A 20656-nucleotide genomic window follows, 5' to 3' on the forward strand; every position below is an offset into this window, starting at 1 on the left:
AAAAAGCCGGTTCACTTGAACCAGCCTTTCTCTTTGAACCGCGTGATCGCTTCGATCCGGTTGCTGACGCCGAGCTTGTCGAGGATGACGGACACGTAATTGCGGACGGTGCCGTTGGTCAGAAAAAGCAGGCTTGCGATCTCCTTCGTGTTCTTGCCTTCGGCGATCAGGTGCAGCACTTCTTTCTCCCGGTCGGTCAGCGGATTCTCCTCGGCGTAGGCGTCGTCGACCAATTCCGGCGCGTAGATCCGGCGGCCGGACATGACGCTGCGGATCGAATCCGCCAGTTCCTCGCTCGGGCTGTCCTTGAGCAGGTAGCCGTGCGCGCCGGCCTTGATCGCCCGCTCGAAGTAGCCGGAACGCGCGAACGTCGTCAGGATCAGGATGCGGCAGCCGGAACCTTTGAGCGCCTCGGCCGCTTCGAGCCCGGTCTTGAGCGGCATCTCGATATCCATCACGCACACGTCGGGCTTGTGCAGCCGGACCAGCCGCACCGCTTCCTCGCCGTCGCCGGCGCGCCCGACCACCTCCATATCGTCTTCCAGATCGAGCAGCGAAGCCAGCGCGCCGAGCAGCATCCGCTGGTCTTCCGCGATTACGATTCGAATCATCCGTGCCCCTCCTTATCCGGCTTAATGCGTTTTGTGAGGCCGCGGCTCCGCGGCTCCGGCGTCCGGCCGGACCAGCACGTTCGGAATCCGCATGGTCAGCAGCGTGCCGCGTCCTCTTGCCCGGCGGTTCGCATGCGCATGTTCCGGACCGGCAGGCTTCGCGGCGCGAGCGTCATCGGCATCTTCCGCAGCGTTCGTAGAGACCCCGTTTTCCTCGGCGTCGAAAAAAATTCCCTGTCCGTTCGCGATTTCCAGGCTGCCGTTGACGAACTCCAGCCGCTCGAACATCCCGCGCAGTCCGCTGCCGCGGCTCCGGGCGTAATCTTCCGCGATGCCCGAGCCGTTGTCGCCCACCCGGACGATCAGCTCGGCGGGCGAAGGCTCGATCTCGATCCGGCAGGCGGACGCGCCGCTGTGCTTGACCACGTTGGTCACCGCTTCTTTGAGACACATGCTGATTACGTTCTCGTTCAGCAGCGAAGTCTGGGTCGCATTCGGATCGCCTTCGAGAGTGAAGTCGATATCCGCCGCTTTGAGAATCTGCCGCAGCCGGTAGACTTCGTCTTCGATATGCGTGCCGCGCATCTGCGTGACCAGCTCGCGCAGCTCTTTGAGCACGGCGCGGGCGGTCTGCTGCACATCGCGGATTTCGCTTTCGGCGCGCTGCGGGTCTTTGGCGACGAGCTTGGCGGCCAGATCGCTTTTGAGGCCGATCAGCGCCAGCTTCTGTCCCAGCGTATCGTGCAGATCGCGGGCGATCCGCTGCCGCTCTTCCATTACCACCAGCTCCGAGATCCGCTTGTTCGCGTCTTCCAGCTGCCCCTGGAGCCGCTCGCTGCGGTTGCGGTTATAGGTCGTGACGGGCAGAAGAATCACGGCGATTACGCACAGCGCGACGAACGGCCACTGGGCGATCATCAGCGGGTTCAGGCGCATATAGCCCACATATACGGACGCCAGAACAGCGAGAAGCTGAAGAGAGTACAGAATGAAAAAGCCGATTCGGCTGCGGATATTTCCGATAAAATAAGCGAGAAAAACCGCGAAATAAATATAGCCGAACATCAGCGACATCGCGACCGAGAACAGCATCTGCATCCCCGTCCAGAAATAGCGCAGCCGGCCGCGCGTCGCGAAAGCGAGCAGGTAGCAGACGAAGAATCCGATCACCATAAAAATGCCGGCCGCCGCGTGATACATGGTGGACGAACGGAAGATAAAGTAAAACGGCAAAATGTAAAAGACGACCCATACATAGGGATTCAGTCCGGTGCTGCGCTGGAAAATCTGATACCATTTTTGCACGATCGTCAGGCCTCCTCGCCTTTCGCCGTCAGCGGACCCCGCCGCTCCGGCTCCGGTACGCTTGATGTTTTCGATTCCATTATAACCCACGGATTTCCTCCTTCACAGGGTTCGGTAGGCCGGATTTGCCCATAACAAAGCCCCGGAATGCAAGATTCCGGGGCGCGGTTCCCTACTCGCGCGGCAGCAGCGGATGCGCGGTCTTGGTTTCGAGGACGTCCGACGGACGAACGGCCGTTTTCGGCAGAACGGTCGAGGCGGCGCCCCGGTAGCCGGTAAACGTTTTGGTGTCCTCGTCCCACAACCGGAACTTCAGCGACTCCAGACTGGTGCGCAGCGTGATCGTGGTCGCTTTTTGCAGCGGAATCGACGCATCGTGCGCTTTCTCCAGATTGTAATTCGGCACTTTGGGACTCAGATGATGCACATGGTGGAATCCGATATTGCCCGTGATCCACTGGAGCGGCTTGGGAAGCTTGTAGTACGAGCTGCCTTCGACGGCGGCCTGTACGTAGCTCCATTCTTCTTCGTGCTCGAAATACGAATCTTCGAACTGATGCTGCACGTAGAACAGCCAGATGCCCAGCAGTCCGGATACGAACATCACCGGCCCCTGTACCAGTACAAACGCCTGCCAGCCGACCGCCCAGATCAAAGCGGCGTACAGAAGGACGATCAGAACGTTGGTCAGGTACGTGTTGTTGCGTTCGCTGCTTTTTGCGCCTTTGCGGTTGAAGCGGCTCTGGATCAGGAACACGAGAATCGGGCCCAGCCCGAACATAATCAGCGGATTGCGGTAGCAGCGGTACGCCAGGCGTTTCCAAAACGAAGCTTCCGCGTACTCCCCGACGGTCAGCAGCCACATATCGCCTTCGCCGCGCTTGTCGAGATTGCTGCTCGTCGCATGGTGGCGGGAGTGGCTGTACTTCCATTTGCGGTACGGCATCAGCGTCAGAACGCCGGTAATCGTGCCGACGACGTCGTTCGCTTTTTTATTTTTGAAGAACGAACCGTGGCAGCAGTCGTGAAAAATGATAAACGTGCGGATCACGAAGCCGGCGGCGACGATCAGCAGCGGCAGCGCAAGCCAGTACGATACGGACAGAAGCAGATAACCGCCGATCCACAGCAGCACAAGCGGGACCAGCGTGTTGACCATTTGCAGGATGCTGGCTCTGGAATCCGTTTTCTCAAAAGGCTTCATGTATTTCTTCAGTTCCGCAATGGGATTGACGGATGGGCTCTTCGTGGACGGGTTCATGATGGATTCCCCTTTCGCGAGCGTTCGCCGAACGTCTCTATTGTCCCCAAGTATAGAAAAAATCCGTCTGCGCACGTAGTCATAAACGTCAGTTCGAAGGCATGACAAATGTCATATGTTCGGCCGATTATTTCAATTTATGAATATACAAAATGCGGAGACGGGAGTAAAATGGGTACGGTTGAGCAGGATTGTGAACGAATGAACAATTATCTTTGCGGGAGCCGAAAACACAGATATAGAACAGGAGCTGGAACAAATGAAAAACCACAAAACACGAATCGGGAAGCGTCCCGTTATGCTGATGATGCTCACCGCCGCGTTCGGCGCGGCGCTGGCGGGCTGCGGGGGAACGACCGATTCGAACGCGGCGGGAACGAGCGAAGGAGCGGCGAATGCGGCCGGGAAGACGGCCGAGACCGAAACGATTACGCTGGGCCTGCTGCCGTCGATCGACGCGATTCCATTTATCATCGCGCACGACCGGGGCTTCGACAAAGAGCAGGGCGTGAATCTCGATATCCAGACGTTCAAAAGCGCGAAAGACCGCGACGTGGCGTTCCAGGCGGGCAAAGTCGAAGGTTTGAGCGCCGACCTGGTCGCGATCTCGATCTATAACGAAGCGGGGCAGGACGTGAAAATTACCAGCACGACGTTCGGCGAATTCGATCTGCTGACCGGCAGCGAGGACGTCAAGAGCGCCGCCGACCTCAAAGGCAAAACCGTCATCCTGTCCAAAAATACGTCGACCGAATACACGATGGCGATGATGCTCAAGCAGGCGGGATTGACCGAAGACGATATCACCGTGACCGAAGTGCCGCAGATTCCGACCCGGCTTGAACTGCTCAAGAACGGCAAAGCCGACGCGGCCGTGCTGCCGCAGCCGTTTGTGACGATGGGCAAAGCGGACGGGTTGAACGTGCTGGGCTCGACGCACAGCGCGGATGTGGAGCCTTTTGTGCTCGCGTTCCCGCAGAGCGTCATCGACGCCAAAGGCGACGCGATCCGCGAGATGTACGCGGCTTACGACGAAGCGGTCGAATATATGAAGAGCCACGACCAGTCCGAATACATCGACCTGATTATCAAGGAAGTCGGCTACCCGGAAACGCTGAAAGACCAGATCGACGTGCCGGATTACGTGCCGGCGAACCAGGTCGATCCGGCCCAGGTGGATTCGGCGCTGGACTGGGCGCGCGAGAAAGGACTGCTGACGAAGGACATCAAGGCCGCGGATGTGATCTCCGATGTCCAGTTCAAATAGGGACGAACGGGGAAAAGACGGGGTAGAAGCGGCGGCCGGAAGCGGCCATTTGAGCGCCGGTTCGGGGGAAGCGAAGCGGGAGGAGGCAGGCGGGGGCTTGGCCGGAGGAGCCGAACCGGGAGAGACAGCCGGGGGCTTTGCTGGAAAAGCCGGAGAAGCGGAGCCGGAGCGCGCGGCCGGGGACGGAGTCGAACGGATGGCCGGCCCCTATGCTGCCGAGACAACCGAAGGCGGGCGCATGGCGGAAGCGCACACGGGCGAAAAGGCCGAAACGGTAGAGGCGGCCCCGGGAATGCCGGCCGAAGGCTCGGGTGGAAGAGCCGGAGGAGCGGAGCCAAAGCGCGCGACTGGAGCCGAGGCCGAAACGGTAGAGGCGGCCCTGGGAATGCCGGCCGAAGGCTCGGGTGGAAGAGCCGGAGGAGCGGAGCCAAAGCGCGCGACTGGAGCCGAGGCCGAAACGGTAGAGGCGGCGCCGGGAATGATAGCGGCTTCAGGGCGCGGCGGCGCGGACGCAGTCGCGCCGGGCAAAGGGCTGGAAATCCGCGGATTCGTCGCGGATTACGGCGGCGGCCCGGTGCTGGGGCCGCTGGACCTTGATCTGCCCGGGCACGGGATCTATACCGTGCTCGGCCCTTCCGGCAGCGGCAAATCGACGCTGCTGCGCGCCGCCGCGGGGCTGCTGCCGGGCTATGCCGGCAGCATGGCGCTGGACGGCCGCCCGCTGGGCGGCGGCCGGGCCGGCGGAGCCGGGAGCGCGCGGGCCATGCGCATCGGCCTCGTGCCGCAGAACTACGGTCTGCTGCCGTGGCAGACCGCTTACGCCAACGTCCGGACCGCGCTCAAGATCGCGCGGCCGGAAGAGAAAAGCGCGGCCCACGGCGCGGCCGCGCGGCACTGGCTCGACCTGGTCGGCCTCGCCGGCCTGGAAAGCCGCTATCCGCGCTCGCTGAGCGGCGGGCAGCAGCAGCGGGTGGCGATCGCCCGGGCCTTCGCGATCCGGCCCGAGCTGCTGCTGCTCGACGAGCCGTTCTCCGCGCTCGACGCGCTGACGCGCGAAAGCCTCCAGCGCCTGCTGCTCGGCAGCTGGCGGCAGCAGCCGGCCGCCATGCTCTTCGTCACGCACGACGTGGAAGAGGCGCTGCTGCTCGGGCGGAAGATCGTGATTCTGGCGCCCGCCGGAGAATCGTCCGGCAGCGGCGTGCGGATCGTGGACAACGAAGACCTGTTCGCCATGTCGTACACGGACAAACAGAGCAGCGCCGAATTTCATGAACGAACGCAGATCGTCCGCCGGATGATCCGGGAAGCGTGGTGAACCGATATGCAATCCGACCCTGAACAATCCGAACGGGAACGCTTAAACGGCCGCGATCCGAAGCGGGAGCCGGCCGATGAACCGGGATACGCCCGGCGGCCGGAGCCGGAGGAGGCCGAATCGAACGATGGCGTCCGAAAGCCCGCATCGCCGCTCGGCTCGCCCGCCCCCGGCGGCACGGAACTTGCCGGCTCCGTCCGAGCGGCGGGCCGATGGGCCGCTCCCCTGCGGCTTGTCGCCGTGTTTGCCGTGCTCAATCTGCTGTGGGCGCTGCTTGCCGCGGCGCTGCATCGCGATATTCTGCCGTCGCCCGCCGTCGTATACCGGGCGCTGCTTGATCTGGACGGCCGCGAAGCGCTGCTCAATATCGGCTTCAGTATGGGCCGCGTATTCGCGGGCATCCTGCTGGCGCTGGTCGCCGGCCTGCTGCTCGGCCTGCTGATGGGCCGCTCGCCGCGCTGGAACCGGCTGCTCGATCCGGTCGTGTACCTGACTTATCCGGTGCCCAAGATCGCGCTGCTTCCGGTGGCGATGCTGTTTCTGGGGCTCGGCGAAACGTCCAAGATCGTCATGATCGCGCTGATCCTGGTGTTCCAGGTTATCATTTCCGTGCGGGACGGCGTCCGGGCGATCCCCGCCAATACGTATGACGTGCTGTCCAGCCTGGGCGCCGGCCGTATGGCGAAATTTGCGTACATCACGCTTCCGGGCGCGCTGTCTTCGATCTTGAGCACGGTGCGCATCTCGCTCGGCACGGCGTTTTCCATCCTGTTCTTCACCGAGATTTACGGCACCGAGCACGGTATGGGCTACTTTATCATGGACGCCTGGCTGCGGCTGAATTATCCTCAAATGTACGCGGGCATCCTGCTGTTCAGCCTGGTCGGATTTGTGCTGTTCGTGCTGGTCGACCTGTTCGAGCACCGGTTTATGCGCTGGCGCGATTAGAAGCTCGGACTCGATCGTGCCCCGGCACGCCTTCGAAAAAGTTCCTTGCATCGAACAAAAATTCAGTCAAATCTGCTCCCTTCGAAGTTTTAAAACACGCCCTAAGCACAGGCCAAGCCGGAGGGCGGCAGTCATCCGATTGCTTAAAAGTCAACGTAGAGCATGCAAAAGGCGCGCAGAGCGAAGCTAAATTGACAATTAAGCAGCGTAGAGCCTATAAAAGTCTTCAAAAGAGTCGATTGGGCTTCCTACGCTGCTTTTTCGTCAACGTAGCCGCAGAAAAATCTGAAATCGCTTCTCTACGTGTCCTAAAAAGCAATGCAGCCCGAAATTATCGCCCGGCGCCTTGTCGCAAATCGTGCAAAAAGGCTCCGCTCCGAAACAGAGCTGCAAACGGAATTTCGCTTTGCCGCCTCGTTATGCAAGTTCTTTTCAAAGCTGCGCTGGAAATGCGCATATCCGGTCAACATTTTCGGCGGAAAAAGAAGGTTGGCGGCAAAATGCTGACATTAAGAACACATTTTATAGGCAAATCATCATTTTTATCGGTTTTTGAGACAAAATGCGCATATTAGGTCAGCAATTTAGTTTTTCGCCCGGATTTTTCGATATATGCTGCTTTACGATCAGCATTTCCTGTTTTATCGCGAGAAACGAGCGGTCCAGCTTGAGAAAACGGCGGAATCGCTCTCAAGCGCCGCCGGACGCGGCTCGCTTTGTTTTTAAGCAAAGCATGGATTTTTACGCACGCATGGATTTTGATGCTGTGTCCGGGCGTCCGGCCGGAACCGCGCGAAAAGGACCCGTTCTCGCTCAATAGCGAGAACGGGTCCTTTTCGATTTTCACATGCGATACGGTTTGGAGACCGGCGAATCCGCCGGAACTCCTTTTCTTAAAAACGCGGTCGGTTCCAAACCCGTGCCGTCCGCCTCAGCTGGAAGCCGGGTCGGCCAATCCCGTGCTGCGCAGCAGGTTGACCAGCATCGCGGCCGCTTCGCCGGCCGTGCCCTGGCGCTGGGCGGCGATGTGCTTGCCTTTGTCGCCCTGCACGATGCCCGCCGCGTAGGCGGCATCGATATACGAGCCGGCCCAATCGGAGATTTGCGCGCCGTCTTTGAACGCTGCGCGAGCCGTTGTCGACGATGCGGACGCGCCGCCCGATTCGCCCAGCGTCAAGCCGAACTGGCGGCTTGCGTTAACGAGCACCGCGATCATTTCTTCGCGCGTGATCGCTCCGCCCGGCTGCAGCGCGTTCTCCGGCAGCCCGTCGAGCAGTCCGGCTTGGCTCGCCGCTGCCAGCGCCGAGGTCGAATCCGCTCCGTAGGCTTCCAGACCGAGCGCGCGCACGGCCATCTTCGCGAACTGTTCGCGGCTGAGCGGTGCCGAAGCGTCCGCTCCGTCCAGGATGCCTTTGGACGCTGCGGTGCTTACCGCGCCGTCGAACCATTTGCCCTGCGCGGCCGGTTTGGCATAGCTGACCAGCATGACCGGGCTGCTGCCCGTCGTGTGCACGACCGCCTGTCCGTCCGCGTTAAACGTTACCGGAACCGGAACGTATTTGCCGCTGACCAGCATGACCGCGCCCAGACTGCCCGGATCGGAAGTTCCCGCAGGAACCGGGATCGTCTGCTGCCCGTAGCGTTTGTCGTAGGTCGAGATTTCCGTCGTATTCGTTCCGTTGGTGGCCAGCATGCGGAACGTATAAGCGCTGCCGACCGGAACGGCTCCATTGACTTTGGCCCAGGCGGCCGCGTCCGACGTGACCGGCGTCTGCTCGATCTGAATCCGGACTTGAACCTGATCGGCGGTTACGCCGAGAATCTTGGCGGCGTCGGCCAGCTTCAGCCGGTCGGCCGGGAACTTGATGCCCACGTCGCCCGTGCTGACGGAAAGGCTGTTGGATTTGGCGAACAAAGCGCTCAGTGTGCTGCCGTCGACAGAGACCTGAAGTCCGGTATTTTTAAGCTCCGGCAGACGGATCGCGACGGTGTCTCCCTGCAGGGCCTGCACGGCGGCAGCCGTGATGCCTTCCGCATACAGCTTCAGATCGGCCCGGCTTTTGCCGTCCGGCGTCGTCGCCTGCGTCAGACTGGCCGCCTGGGAGCTCAGTTTGCCGGCCGTTACGGCGAGCGCCTGGATCGAAGTTCCGGACGAGGCCGGAGCCGGCGTCTGAACGGCCGGCGTCGGCACGCGCGTTTCCACCGTGGACGGACTGCTTGGCTTACTTGAGGATACCGCGGCTTTCGGCGTGACCGATACGACATTCGAGTAACCCGAATTTGCTCCGTCCGAGACTTTGAAACGGAAGTAATACGTTTGTCCGTTGGCGAGACCGGTTACAGTCAGCGAATGCTCGGAAAAATTCTGGTACTGGGATTTATCGACGAGTTTATACGTTTTGCCGCCGTCGGTCGATACTTCGAGCAGGCCGCTGCTGATTTTCTTCGGCGTATTGTAACTCAATGTGATGGTGCCGTCGCCTGCCGATACCTTGACGCTTTGCCAGGCCGGATCCGTATTAGGCGGATTGGTCGGTTGAGCCGGCTCGGTTGGGTTGGTCGGTTGATTCGGCTCGGTTGGGTTAGTCGGTTGATTCGGCTCGGTCGGATTGGTCGGCTGATTCGGTTCGGTTGGGTTGGTCGGCTGATTCGGCTCGGTTGGGTTGGTCGGTTGATTCGGCCCGGTTGGGTTGGTCGGTTGAGTCGGCTCGGTCGGATTGGTCGGCTGATTCGGCTCGGTCGGTTGATTCGGCTCGTTCTGCCCCGGGGCCGGATCGGTAATCGGCGGCATGCCGCCGCCACCGCCCGTGCCCGGGTTCGGCGGATTTCCGTTATCGCCTTCCGTCAGCGCCTGCATATCGGACTTCGACTTGTTGTCCGGCTCGATGGCCGCTTCGGCCGAAGCTTTGCCGATGCCGAGGTACTGGCTCAGGTACGCGTAGGAATCGCCTTCGTAAACGGACTCCGTGTGCACGGCGGCGGGAGCTCCCGACAGCATGTGCATGGTCATGCCGGTGGTGAGAACGGCGGAACGGAAGATGACGGTTTTCTTTTTGCGGCTGGCTGCCGATTTCTTGTTTTTTTTCATGATGCACGCTCCTGGTTGTCAAGATTATGGAGAAACCGTTCCCATTAAACGGATGCAGGAAGGGACGATGACCTTGGCCAGTTCCAGCTCCCGCGTAATGACGCCGACTTTGTTCATATTGGCTTCGTACAGCCAGATAGAGTCGTCTTGTTCGATGCCCAGATCGAGGCCGATCTCCCAGAGACGATGCTCCATCCGTTCTTCGATCCGATTCGCGATCGTATAAGCGGCGCGTTCGATCTTCGCCTGCATGTCCGCTTCGCGTCCGGGAAACTGATGCGCGGTAAACCACTGCCACTGCGTATACGCCCGCAAATTGGAATGATGGTTGACGACTTTGTGCCGCTGCTGCGTCGAGATATACGGCATATGGCCGATAATGCGCAGCTCGCCTTCGGCGTTTCTCGCCAGGTGAACCCGGATATGAAACGGCAGATTGTCCGGCGTTACGCTGTCGATAAACTTTTGCAGCACCATATCCTTGCTTTGCGCCAGTCCGCGCAGCAGATCGGTCAGCTGCGCCGCCGGCAGCAGATGGCTGTACAGCGGATCGTCCACGCGGTATTTGCGGCCTTCTTTGCGCACGACGACAATTGCCGAGCCTTTGGTCCCGCCGCTGGGCTTGATGACGCTTTGTCCGTGCCGGTCGATAAATTCCAGCGCGCTCTCCGCCGAGTCGAGCGCCGCGTAAGGGATCAGGTGCAGATCGACGTCGGGGTCGCCGCTCAGCATCTCGTAAGCTTTGAGCTTGCTGAAGCTGCCGGCGAGGCGGGAATGCGTATTGGGAATGCCTTCGAGCCTGAGGTAGGCTTTCTCCGACCGCTGAAGTCCCCGCTCTTTCAGCCGGTCGTATACCACATCCGGCGGACGCCGGTACTGCGCTTCCCAGCCGCCGCCGCGAAATACGAGCGCTTTGATCAGCGGCGAAGCAAAAGCGGCGTCGGAAGCGCGGAAGTAGAAAAAGTCCGCTTCGTGGGCGGCGCTGGCGAACGCGAGCGCGTCGTACAGCCGGAACTCTTCGTCCTTTTCCAGAATCAGCAGCCCGATCGACCGCCGCGACCGGATTCGCCCGCGCCGCACATCGTCCATATGCCGGCAGAAGCCGAGCAGCCGAACGACGCGAAGCGCCTCGTGGTCGCGCGTTTCCGGAGCGGTGTTGGCCTCCAGGAAATGCAGCTCGCCTTTTTCGTTCATCAGCAGGTCGATCCCCAGTTCGTTAATAAGAAAGGAATACGGCCGGTTGACGGCTTCCGCCAGCTTCAGCGCGGTGGTTTCCAGCTTCTCGCGCATGGCGCCGGCCCGGTCTTCTCCGTACATGGCGATGAGCGTTTGCTCAAGATCCGGGCTGCGCCCGCCGCCGCTGAGATTGCTGGTGACGGCCCCCGGGCGTCCGGCGCGCGCGTAGGTGCGGGTGACGCGGAATTCGCCGTGCTCGTCGCGCTGCACATGCACGCGGAAGTCGAGCGGTTCGCCGGCCGGGGTCAGCACCGGCCGATACGCCTGCACGAGATAAAGTTCTTCCCGCGCCGCGATTTCGTTTATCCGCAGGTCCAGCTCTTCGCGGGAGAGCAGCCGCGATTCGCCGTCGCTCCCGTCGAGCCGATACCCTTCGCCTTCCGCCCGGACGCGCAGGATGCCTTCGCCGCGCCGGCCGCCGCTCGGTTTGACGACGATATCGCCGCAGCGCTCCAGCGCTTCGACGGCCTGCGCGGACGAATCGAGTCTTTCCGTCGGCAGCAGCAGTTCGCCGAATTCGGCGCGCAGGTGGTCGTAGATCGTTTTCTTGCCGCCGATCAGGTGCACGACGAACGGCACGAGTTTGCGCAGCTCTTTCTCCTGCTGGGGACGCCCCGCGGCCAGTTCGGGCCATTCGTTGAGCACGATGTCCGGATACGGCGTTTCGCGCCGGTGAAACTGGTCTTCGTGCGGGTGCAGCGCGGTGACCGTTCCGCGCTGCAGGTCGATGCCTTCCGCATCGAAAAAGCAGATTGCCATATCCTGACGCCGAGCTTCTTCGATCATGGCTTGAATGCGTTCCCGTCCGATGGCTTCGAGCGGGTCTGTACGGTGATATACGCCGAGCAGCATAATGCCCGAAATCCTCCTTTTTAGCCCCGAACTTTCGTTGAATGCGTCGAAAGAACGGACATACAGCGGCTTTTATACTGAATATGTCGGATTTTTGAATGTAATTATGGATAGATATTGCAATAAAACCACAAAAAAATCACCCGCCGGCAAAAGGCGGCGGGTTTGCAAAAACGAATCGAAAAAAGAATCGAGAACGGGCGGCGCTCCGGAGTGGAAACGCCCGGACAGAGCCGCCCGCTTCGCCGTTCAGCCTTTTCGCCGCACCGGAATCCAGATCTCGCTCCGGTAGTCCGGCAGCTTCGGATCTCTGCGCTCGGTCCACAGAATCTCCGGCCCTTCCGCGACTTCGTAATCGGCGGAGGGGAGCCATTCGGAATAAATGCGGCCCCAGGTCGACTGCGTCGTCTCCGGGAAACCGCCGACCGTCTCGAACACCGCCCAGCTTCCCGCCGCTACGTCGAGCGAAGCCGGGCCGTCCGGGGCCTCCCGCGTCGTCGCGGCGCCGATATAGTGATCCAGCCCGCCTTTTTCCTCCATTCGCCCTTCGGAGAAATTGGCCGATGCGCTGACGATGCCGCCCGGCTCCGTGTCGGACAGTTCCGCGAGTTCGCGGATTCGCTCTTCGTCCAGGCCGCGCCACATGGCTTCGATGTCCGGGTTGGGCCCGGCGAACACGATCGGCACTCTTTTCATGATGCCGACAATGCGAAAAGCTTCTTTCTCCACAATGCGATACTGCATAGGATCGCCTCCTTCGATAGTGAGCCGGAAGGTCAGGGGAGGATAGGCTTTGAGCGTCACGCCGCTCCCGCGCGCCGCCGACGGCATAATGCCGTGCAGCTCGCGAAACGCGCGGGCGAACGAATCCGGCGAACCGTATCCGTATTTGAGCGCGAGGTCGAGAATGCGGCTTTCGCCGCTGTGCAGCTCCATCGCGGCCAGCGTCAGCCTGCGCCGGCGGATGTACTCGGGAAGCGTCACGCCGGCCAGAAACGAAAACATCCGCCGAAAATGATGCTCCGAGCAGCACGCGATCCGGGCGATCCGTCCGAGGTCGATCTCTTCGCCCAACCGGCGCTCGATCTCGGCCATGGCGTCGTTCATATTTTTCAGCATATCCATCGCAAGTCCTCCTTCTCTGCATCAGCATACCGGGAATCGCCGCCGCTCCGCCCGATATTTCCCGCGCCGGTTCGGACGGATAATACGCTTGAAGTAGAAGTGGATCTTATTGCGCTTAGTGAATTTCAGCATCTCGGACACACTTGATTGTTCAAAGTTATATAAAGTTGTCTGAACTTGTGGTAATCTAAGATTAGTAGCATCTACATTTTGAAATTAGTTGTCTATCCCAAAATATTATATTTCAGTAGGAGGTAAATACCATGTCTCCAACAGCTTTAGCTAAAATTGCAGAAAAGAAAAAACAAATAACACCTGAAGCCAAGCGTGCAATGATCCAAGCCGCCGGGTCTGTTAAAACTAAAAATGTGATCGATGCTCAAGGAATTTGTCGTGAAGTTAGAGGGAAATAAATGACGACATCGACAATAGATTTTGGAGAAAGCATTGTGCCGGTCTCAGGTACAGATGCTTTTTTTGTAGATACAAATATCCTGGTTTCTTATCTCTATGAGCAAGACGGACAGCACCTTCCCTGCTTTTTGTTTCTGACTTATCTAATTAAGAAAGAAGCTGCGCTTTGTACTTCCGAAACCGTTATTGTCGAGTTAATCAATACGTTGTCGCGTTTGTTATATATCGATGACGAGGTCACAAATTACAAAAATATTCATCCTGACGCGGATAATACAAAACTTAAAAAGCAGGCTTTTCTTCTAAGACGTTCTTGGGTAGAACAAGTTATCAAAAAAGAACCGGAAAAGCTTAAGCAATATAGTCAACGAGCGATTAGCTTGGTTCGTCCTCTCATTTCGTATTTTGTTCTGTTCGAGTGCACGGACGGGGTTGTAGAAGATGCGATGGATATTATGATCCATGATCCTCTGGCGTCCGCCGATGCTATGATCGTAGCGTCGGCTTTAAACATTCAGTGTCTCTACCTCGTATCCAATGACAAAGACATGGGCAATAACTCTAAAGTTGAAGTGCTCAGAACAGACAAAAAGAACGAAAGTTACGATACCCGCGGTATGTTGGAGAAATTAGATCTTAAAGAAGATTTGCTCGAAAATTTAGGGCAGGAAGTTTTTGATAGAAAATTCCCTTAAGCTCTAAAGTATCTACTCCTGACGAGAGGGGTTTGCTTCATGCTTCAGGACAGTTGGTTTACCGTACAGCCGATCGGGGATTCGACGTTTGCGATCAGCGAGTACGGACATTGGGAGAAAGTTCATTCGTTTCTGCTGCTGGGCGGGCAAAAGGCGATCCTGATCGACACCGGCCTCGGCATCGACAATATCAAGCGCGTCACCGACAGGCTGACCGCTCTGCCGATCGACGTCGTGACCACGCACGTTCATACCGACCATATCGGCGGCCATGGGCGGTTCGAGCGCATCTATGTGCACGAGCTGGATCGGGACTGGCTGGAAAACGGCATTACCGGACTGAGCATCGAACAGATTCGGCGCGATATCGGCAGGGACATCACCCGTCCGATTCCGCCCGGCTTCAATCCGCACGCGTATACGCCTTTTCGGGGCAAACCGGCGGGCGTTCTTGCCGACGGCGACGCGCTCGATCTCGGCGGCCGCACGCTTTCGGTTTACCATACGCCGGGCCACTCGCCGGGACATCTGAGCTTTTTCGACGAACGGGAAGGCTTTCTGTTTACGGGCGACCTGCTGTACGGCGAGACGCCGATCTACGCGTTCTACCCGTCGACGAGCCCGCAGGACCTGATCGCTTCGTGGGAAAAAATCGCGGATATCCCGAACGTAAGCCGCGTCTACGGTTCGCACAATACGCTGGGTCTGGACGCCGCCATCCTGGAACGTGCGCGCGAAGCGGCCGGAACCCTGCGGGACCGGGGGCTGGCGAAGTTCGGGACGGGGATTCACCGGTTCGAAGGGTTCAGCGTGCAATTTTAGAGTCGGAACGGAATCGGATAAAAAGAAGCGGATAACGACAAAGGCGGAGGGAAGATCCTCCGTCTTTTTTATGTTTCCGGACGGCGCCGGGGAGCGCAATACGGAAGCCGAGATTCCGGCTCCGCCCTGTATATTTTTTGTAGAGGCGCTCCTGCTATGCTCGAAAAAGCCTGTTTATACGCGGGATATTTGACGAAAACAGGCAATTCGGGTCAATAAGGAGGCAGGATGAAGTTGGTAAAAAGAAAAAGCGGGACGAATGTAAAGAAACCGCTTAAAATGCTGTTGGCGGCGACGCTGGTTTTTGGCGGTTTCGCGGGAATCGGGGAAAGGCAGGCAGACGCGGAAGCGGGACCTGGCAATCCTTCGCCGGGCGGAGTGGACCCTGCCCACTTAAAGCTATGGCTGCGGGCCGATGCGGGAGTCCAAGTTGAAAACGGTGAATTCAAGAATTGGGCAGATCAAACGGGAATCAATATTTTCGAGGATCTGGGAACGAATTCGACTGCCGTTCATGCCGGCGAAGCAAACTTCAATCCGGCAGTGGTATTTCCCGGCCAGTTGTCGAGCGTGCTTAGACCGACGGAAGACTCCGGCGTGTATGCGACGAACGAAGCTTTTGCGGCTGTACGCAAAAAGGGTGCGGGCGGCACGGTCGCCGGGCCTTACTTTTCCACGGCTTCCAATCCGGCTATTCGCTCGTTGTTCAGAGGGACTCCGACGGGAGAAACCGGGACCCAGTTCAGCGACGCGGGGTCCAGGGTAGGAAGCGCGATAAATGGAGGACCTCTTGATCCGGCGGGGAATTTCAACCTCTTTGGAGTTTCGGCGGCGGCGGGATTGGGCTGGAATAACGGTCGTGCCGGGGCGGCGCCAAAAGCTTCTTTTGCTCCTCATCCGACGCCCGTCGCTATCGGTTCCTATGTATCCAGCATACCGAACAATCTTGGCGAGCCCCTCAACGGGTCGGTGGGAGAATTGATTATTTTCGATAGCGAATTGACTCAACCGCAACGCAAGCAGGTACAAAGCTACCTGGCTTTGAAATACGGGATTACTCTTACGGCCGATAACGGCGATCCGACCGACTATATCTCCAGCGACGGCGCTTCGAAAGTATGGGCGGCCGCAGATAACGAGGAATTCGGCAGCCGCATCACCGGTATCGGGCGCGACGACTATGGAAGCCTGCTGCAAAAACAATCCAAGTCGCAGGGAGCCGATTCCCTGGTCACGTTGGCGCTGGGCAGCGCGATTGCGGAATTCAACGCCGCCAATCCGGTAAGTATCCCGCAAGACCGGTCTTTCTATACGTTCAGCGACAACGGACTCGGCGGCGGCTACGATCTGAGCGTCGGCTACACGGATGCCCAAGGAACCTCGGTGCTCAAGCGCATGGAGCGCATGCACAAAGTAGAGGCGACCGCAAACTGGTCCCACCAAAACATCACGTTAAAGCCGGATATCGCCCAGCGCGCCGCGGCCGAACCGGAGCAGTATTACCTGGTAATCGGCGGCAGCGAGGACTTGAGCGAACCGCGGCTGATTCCGCTTGACGGCGACGGACGGGTCACGCTGAACAGCGCCGATCTGCCGGACGGCAGCTTTTTCACGTTTGCGCACGTCGACAAAACGGACCTGAGCGCGTTGAGCGGCGAGATCGATACGGCAGTCGCAAACGGAGCGTTGAAGGAGGAAAATTATACTTCGGAGAGCTGGACGGAGCTTCAAAACGCGCGGGACGCCGCCGCGGCGGCGCTGAGCAATCCGAATGCCTCGCAGGCGCAGATCGATGCGGCGCTGCACAATCTGAGCGACGCTTACGAAGCGCTTAAACTTGCGGAAGTCGGGTTCGAAAAAGCGGTGCTGGAGAAAACGCCGCTGGGCAGCCGGATCGTGGTTACGCTGGATCGTCCCGTAACGTTCGGCGGCGATGCTCCTGCGGGCTTTACCGTTACCGTAGGCGGACAAAACGTCCCTGTCGAGAACCTGACGATCGCCGTCGATCCCGGTGATGCGACGAAAGTGATCGTAACGCTGCCGGAAGAGCTGGATCTATCCGGTATCGACGAAGCGGGCATCGCTTACGACGGAGCGGCCGGCAGCCTCAAAGGCACGAACGGAAGACCGGTCGCAAGCTTTGAAGAAACCGCGCAAAGCGGCCTGGGCGCTTCGCTGCAAATCACGCGGCCGGGATCGGGAGCATCCGTGCCGGGAACGAATCTTTCGTTCGAAGGAACGGTCGAATCCGGCTCGGACGTCACGGTGGAACTGCTGGACGCGCAGGGCCGGCCGCTGCCGGAAGGTTCGGGAACGGCTCGGGTGGACGCGGGCGGCAGTTGGACATTTACGCCGGTCGGCGATCTGCCGCCGGGCGTGTATACGCTCAAAGTCACCGCGGCCAAAGACGGCCAGACGGCGACCCGGACGAGAATATTTACCGTTGCCGCCGACAAAGCCGCGCTGAAGAACCGCGCCGACCGGATCGACGCGGAGAACTTGAATCCGTCGCGCTACACATCTTCAAGCTGGACGGCTCTGGAGACCGCGCGAGCAGAAGCGCGCAGCGTTCTTAACGATCCGAAAGCGACGCAGGCCCAGGTGGACGCGGCTCTGGACAAGCTGAATACGGCGCGCGCCAACCTGACGCCGATCACCAACAATCCGCCGACGCAGCCGGAACCGGGCAATCCCGGCATTTCCAACCCGCCGGCTGCCGTAACTCCTCAGCCGAACGGCCCGACTACGCAGATCATCGCGGTCGACGTCGCATCGGGCGCGGAAGACCTTCGGGACATCACGAAGGTGGAGCTTCAGCGCACTACCGACACCGACGGCACGCTGAGCGACCGGGTAACGTTTACGCCGGCAAAAGCGCGGGAAGCGATCGATAAAGCGCTGGCCAAAAACGATCCCGTCGCGCGCATTCTTATCCCGGACGAGGCCGACGCGGTCAGCCGGGTCAACGTGGATGTGCCGCTGGAAACGGTGAATCTGCTCAAAGCCAACAAGATGGACCTGGAGATCCACAATCCGAACGGACTGGTCGTCCTGCCGGCTTCTTCGCTGGAAGGCTGGGACAGCAGCTTTTACTTCCGCCTCGTTCCGGTGAAGAATGCGCAGGAGCGCGAGAGCGTGGAGCAGCGCGCGCAGACCGAACGGGTGGTGCGCGAACTGAGCGGCAGTAAAGCGGCGGAGGTGGTGTCCCGCCCGATGACGATCGAGACCAATCTGTCGAGCCGTCCGGTGACGCTGGTGCTGCCGCTGGACGGCGCCAAACTGCCGGCGGATGCGCAGGCGCGCGAAACGTTCCTGCAAAACCTCGGCGTCTATATCGAGCACAGCGACGGCACGAAAGAAGTGGTGCGCGGCGCGGTCGAGACGATCGACAGCCCGGCGGCGGCTGCGAATAAACTCGGCCTGCGCTTCGGCATCTCGAAGTTCAGCACGTTTACGATCGTGTCGCTGGACGCCGAGCAGGGCAGTCATAAGGCTTACCTGCAAGGCTACACCGACGGCACGCTGCGTCCCGACCGGAGCGTAACGCGCGCCGAGATGGCGGCGATGCTGGTTCGTCTGGGCGAACTGGGCGCGCTGTCGCCGGCTTCGTTTGCGGATGTGGCGAAGAACCACTGGGCGTCCGACGAGATCCGTCAGGTCAGCGAAGCCGGCTGGATGCAAGGCTACACCGGCGGGACGTTCAAGCCGGAGGGCGCGATCACGCGCGAAGAGATGGCGACGATCGCCTTTAACTATCTGCGTCTGAGCGAAAGCGACGCTTCCGGTTTGTTCCCGGACGTGCCGGCGGCAGGCTGGTCCGCGGGCGCGATCGCGGCGGTGCAGGCGCAGGGCGTGATGAGCGGCTATCCGGACGGCACGTTCCGTCCGCAGGGGCAGCTCACCCGCGCCGAAGCGGTGACGATCCTGAACCGGCTGTTCGAACGCGGTCCGCTGCACGGATCGCCGGCTGCGTCGTGGAAAGACGTGCCGGCCGGCCACTGGGCGTACGGCGACCTGCTGGAAGCCGCGACCGGGCACGTCTACACCGACCGCAGCGGCGGCGGGGAAGACTGGATTTCCGGGAACTGAACCGGAATTTAGGCTCCCTGTAAGTCTACTGCGAAAGAACCTTTTCTCGCCGCCGCGGCGGGGAAAGGTTCTTTGTTATAAGCGCGCCGCCTTCCGGCCGGGCAGGATTATTCAAATTGTATATTTTTTGTAGATGCGTTCTTGGTATGCTCGAAATTGGACGGGGAAGTGGACGTCATGAATCAGATTCAGGGGATAGAGAGGTAGGCAACGGTCATGAAAGCGTTACTGGTCGACGATGAAAAGTTGGCGCTGCTGCGGTTAAAAAGTATGCTGGAACGCGAGCCTGTCGATGTGCAGGTGGTGGGGATGCTGAACGATGCGCGGGAAGTGATGGAAGCGGTCGATACGCTGGAGCCGGATGTCGTGTTTCTGGATATCCGCCTGCCCGAGACGGACGGGCTGGAACTGGCCAGGCGGATTCACCGGCTCGGTCGTCCGATCGAGATCGTGTTCGTCACGGGCTACGATCGTTATGCGGTCGAAGCTTACGAGGTCCATCCGCTGGACTACATCGTCAAGCCGGTCAACCGGGAGCGGCTGCGAAGCACGATGAAATATGTCAAAAAGCGTCTGGACGCCCGGCGGAAGTACGATCAGAGTATCAGCGAGCAGCCGAAGCTGGTTTGTTTTCAGCATCTGAGAATGCAGGAGCCCGGTCGGGAACCGGAGTTTCTGAAATGGAGAACGTCGAAAGCGCAGGAGCTGTTCGCCTACCTGCTGCACAACCGCAGCCGGGTGGTCGGGCGCGACGTGCTGTTCGATCTGCTGTGGCCGGAATACGATCTCGAACGGGCCGCGGCCCAGCTCTACAACACGATCTACGCGATCCGGGGCACGATGAAAGCGGCGGGGCTGAACGTCGCGATCGCCAAAGGCGGCCCGGGCGCCGGCTACCGCCTGGAACTCGGCGATATCCGGGTGGACGCGGAAGATTGGGAAGAGCGGCTGACGTCGCTGCCCCCGCTCGATCCGTCTTCGGAAAGCGAGCATGAAGAAACGCTGAGCGGCTACGCCGGCGACTATCTGGCGGACCACGACTATCTGTGGGCCGAGAACGAACGCGAACGTCTTCGCCGGCTCTGGCTGAGGCACGCGCAGAATCTGAACGACTTTTACGTCAAGCGCCGCCGCTTCGATTCTGCCGAGAAAGTCAATCAGCAGGTGCAGAAATTATGTCCGTTGAGCGAGCAGAGCTACTTCAACCTGATGCGCATCTACGCCGAGATCGGCGACAAAACGGCGGTGGAAGAACAGTACCGCCTGCTGGAATCCAAACTTTACGCCGATATGGACGCGAAGATCGGCGCGGATATTATCCGCTGGTACAGACGCTGGCGCAAAGCACGCTAGAATCGGCGCAGACGACACTCTGACCCCACTACAACTACATAAACGATTCGCGCCGTAAAAACGAACGACCCGCTCATTTCGGCGAGCGGGTCGTTAGGATGTGTGGAAAGGTCTACAGCCTGAGAAAAAGGCGATTTAGGCAGAGGGGGAATATCGTGGAGAAACGGTAGTGGTCGCCTTTGAAACCGGGAAGATACCCTGAAAATCCAATCAAACTTTCTGGTTTCAACACGCGATCGGAACGAAATTCCCCCGGCGCTCCCCGGCCTTTTTGT

General features: G+C 59.7%; 14 protein-coding genes. 8 read left to right on the forward strand and 6 right to left on the reverse strand.

What is annotated here, in order from left to right:
• Positions 1 to 11 precede the first annotated feature (11 nt).
• The 3 genes from QWJ34_RS09570 to desA form a co-directional block, all read right to left on the reverse strand.
• Positions 12 to 611, reverse strand: coding sequence for a response regulator transcription factor (locus tag QWJ34_RS09570; RefSeq protein ID WP_302727285.1), 600 nt, complete (start codon positions 609 to 611; stop codon positions 12 to 14).
• A 21-nt stretch (positions 612 to 632) separates the two neighbouring features.
• The gene (locus QWJ34_RS09575; protein WP_302727503.1) at positions 633 to 1916 is read right to left on the reverse strand and encodes a sensor histidine kinase; all 1284 of its coding nucleotides are present in this window, start codon (positions 1914 to 1916) and stop codon (positions 633 to 635) included.
• Positions 1917 to 2088: 172 nt separating this feature from the next.
• Positions 2089 to 3177, reverse strand: a complete 1089-nt coding sequence (gene desA, locus QWJ34_RS09580) for a Delta(5) desaturase DesA (protein ID WP_302727287.1) — start codon at positions 3175 to 3177, stop codon at positions 2089 to 2091.
• Positions 3178 to 3436: 259 nt separating this feature from the next.
• Between desA and QWJ34_RS09585 the strand changes: the two genes are divergently transcribed.
• The 3 genes from QWJ34_RS09585 to QWJ34_RS09595 are packed head-to-tail and all read left to right on the forward strand — an operon-like array spanning position 3437 to position 6707.
• A complete protein-coding gene (locus QWJ34_RS09585; protein ID WP_302727289.1) occupies positions 3437 to 4444 on the forward strand; it encodes an ABC transporter substrate-binding protein in 1008 nt (335 codons plus the stop codon).
• Entirely contained in the window at positions 4428 to 5759 is a 1332-nt protein-coding gene (locus QWJ34_RS09590; protein WP_302727291.1) for an ATP-binding cassette domain-containing protein, read from the forward strand. Before QWJ34_RS09585 ends, QWJ34_RS09590 begins: the two co-directional genes overlap by 17 nt.
• Before the next feature lie 6 nt (positions 5760 to 5765).
• Positions 5766 to 6707, forward strand: a complete 942-nt coding sequence (locus QWJ34_RS09595) for an ABC transporter permease (protein WP_302727293.1) — start codon at positions 5766 to 5768, stop codon at positions 6705 to 6707.
• Positions 6708 to 7638: 931 nt separating this feature from the next.
• On the opposite strand, the gene QWJ34_RS09600 is transcribed toward QWJ34_RS09595, so the two are convergent.
• From QWJ34_RS09600 to QWJ34_RS09610, 3 genes are all read right to left on the reverse strand, one after another.
• Positions 7639 to 9795 (reverse strand): S-layer homology domain-containing protein, encoded by a 2157-nt coding sequence (locus QWJ34_RS09600; RefSeq protein WP_302727295.1) that lies wholly within the window; start codon positions 9793 to 9795, stop codon positions 7639 to 7641.
• Between the two features lie 24 nt (positions 9796 to 9819).
• Complete coding sequence (locus QWJ34_RS09605) at positions 9820 to 11883, reverse strand: YheC/YheD family protein (protein ID WP_302727297.1); 2064 nt, start codon at positions 11881 to 11883, stop codon at positions 9820 to 9822.
• Positions 11884 to 12132: 249 nt separating this feature from the next.
• Positions 12133 to 13008: an AraC family transcriptional regulator gene (locus tag QWJ34_RS09610; protein ID WP_302727299.1), complete on the reverse strand. Its 876-nt coding sequence runs from the start codon at positions 13006 to 13008 to the stop codon at positions 12133 to 12135.
• Positions 13009 to 13271: 263 nt separating this feature from the next.
• Here QWJ34_RS09610 and QWJ34_RS09615 point away from each other — a divergent pair, with 263 nt between their 5' ends.
• The 5 genes from QWJ34_RS09615 (at position 13272) to QWJ34_RS09635 (ending at position 20381) form a co-directional block, all read left to right on the forward strand.
• Complete coding sequence (locus QWJ34_RS09615; RefSeq protein ID WP_302727300.1) at positions 13272 to 13421, forward strand: hypothetical protein; 150 nt, start codon at positions 13272 to 13274, stop codon at positions 13419 to 13421.
• On the forward strand, positions 13422 to 14117 hold the full coding sequence (locus QWJ34_RS09620; RefSeq protein WP_302727301.1) for a type II toxin-antitoxin system VapC family toxin: 696 nt from the start codon (positions 13422 to 13424) through the stop codon (positions 14115 to 14117).
• 39 nt (positions 14118 to 14156) lie between these two features.
• Positions 14157 to 14939 (forward strand): MBL fold metallo-hydrolase, encoded by a 783-nt coding sequence (locus tag QWJ34_RS09625; RefSeq protein WP_302727302.1) that lies wholly within the window; start codon positions 14157 to 14159, stop codon positions 14937 to 14939.
• A gap of 234 nt (positions 14940 to 15173) precedes the next feature.
• Entirely contained in the window at positions 15174 to 19028 is a 3855-nt protein-coding gene (locus tag QWJ34_RS09630; protein ID WP_302727304.1) for a DUF8202 domain-containing protein, read from the forward strand.
• A gap of 216 nt (positions 19029 to 19244) precedes the next feature.
• Positions 19245 to 20381: a response regulator gene (locus tag QWJ34_RS09635; RefSeq protein ID WP_302727306.1), complete on the forward strand. Its 1137-nt coding sequence runs from the start codon at positions 19245 to 19247 to the stop codon at positions 20379 to 20381.
• Positions 20382 to 20656: the final 275 nt, after the last annotated feature.

This window comes from Saccharibacillus sp. CPCC 101409 (genome assembly GCF_030518235.1).
In the GTDB taxonomy this organism is placed as follows: domain Bacteria; phylum Bacillota; class Bacilli; order Paenibacillales; family Paenibacillaceae; genus Saccharibacillus.

Coding starts and splice junctions, on each gene's coding strand:
- QWJ34_RS09595 (WP_302727293.1), top strand. CDS start 5,766: ATGCAATCCGACCCTGAACAATCCGAACGGGAACGCTTAAACGGCCGC.
- QWJ34_RS09615 (WP_302727300.1), top strand. CDS start 13,272: ATGTCTCCAACAGCTTTAGCTAAAATTGCAGAAAAGAAAAAACAAATA.
- QWJ34_RS09620 (WP_302727301.1), top strand. CDS start 13,422: ATGACGACATCGACAATAGATTTTGGAGAAAGCATTGTGCCGGTCTCA.
- QWJ34_RS09585 (WP_302727289.1), top strand. CDS start 3,437: ATGAAAAACCACAAAACACGAATCGGGAAGCGTCCCGTTATGCTGATG.
- QWJ34_RS09610 (WP_302727299.1), bottom strand. CDS start 13,008: ATGGATATGCTGAAAAATATGAACGACGCCATGGCCGAGATCGAGCGC.
- QWJ34_RS09590 (WP_302727291.1), top strand. CDS start 4,428: ATGTCCAGTTCAAATAGGGACGAACGGGGAAAAGACGGGGTAGAAGCG.
- QWJ34_RS09625 (WP_302727302.1), top strand. CDS start 14,157: ATGCTTCAGGACAGTTGGTTTACCGTACAGCCGATCGGGGATTCGACG.
- QWJ34_RS09600 (WP_302727295.1), bottom strand. CDS start 9,795: ATGAAAAAAAACAAGAAATCGGCAGCCAGCCGCAAAAAGAAAACCGTC.
- QWJ34_RS09570 (WP_302727285.1), bottom strand. CDS start 611: ATGATTCGAATCGTAATCGCGGAAGACCAGCGGATGCTGCTCGGCGCG.
- QWJ34_RS09605 (WP_302727297.1), bottom strand. CDS start 11,883: ATGCTGCTCGGCGTATATCACCGTACAGACCCGCTCGAAGCCATCGGA.
- QWJ34_RS09635 (WP_302727306.1), top strand. CDS start 19,245: ATGAAAGCGTTACTGGTCGACGATGAAAAGTTGGCGCTGCTGCGGTTA.
- desA (WP_302727287.1), bottom strand. CDS start 3,177: ATGAACCCGTCCACGAAGAGCCCATCCGTCAATCCCATTGCGGAACTG.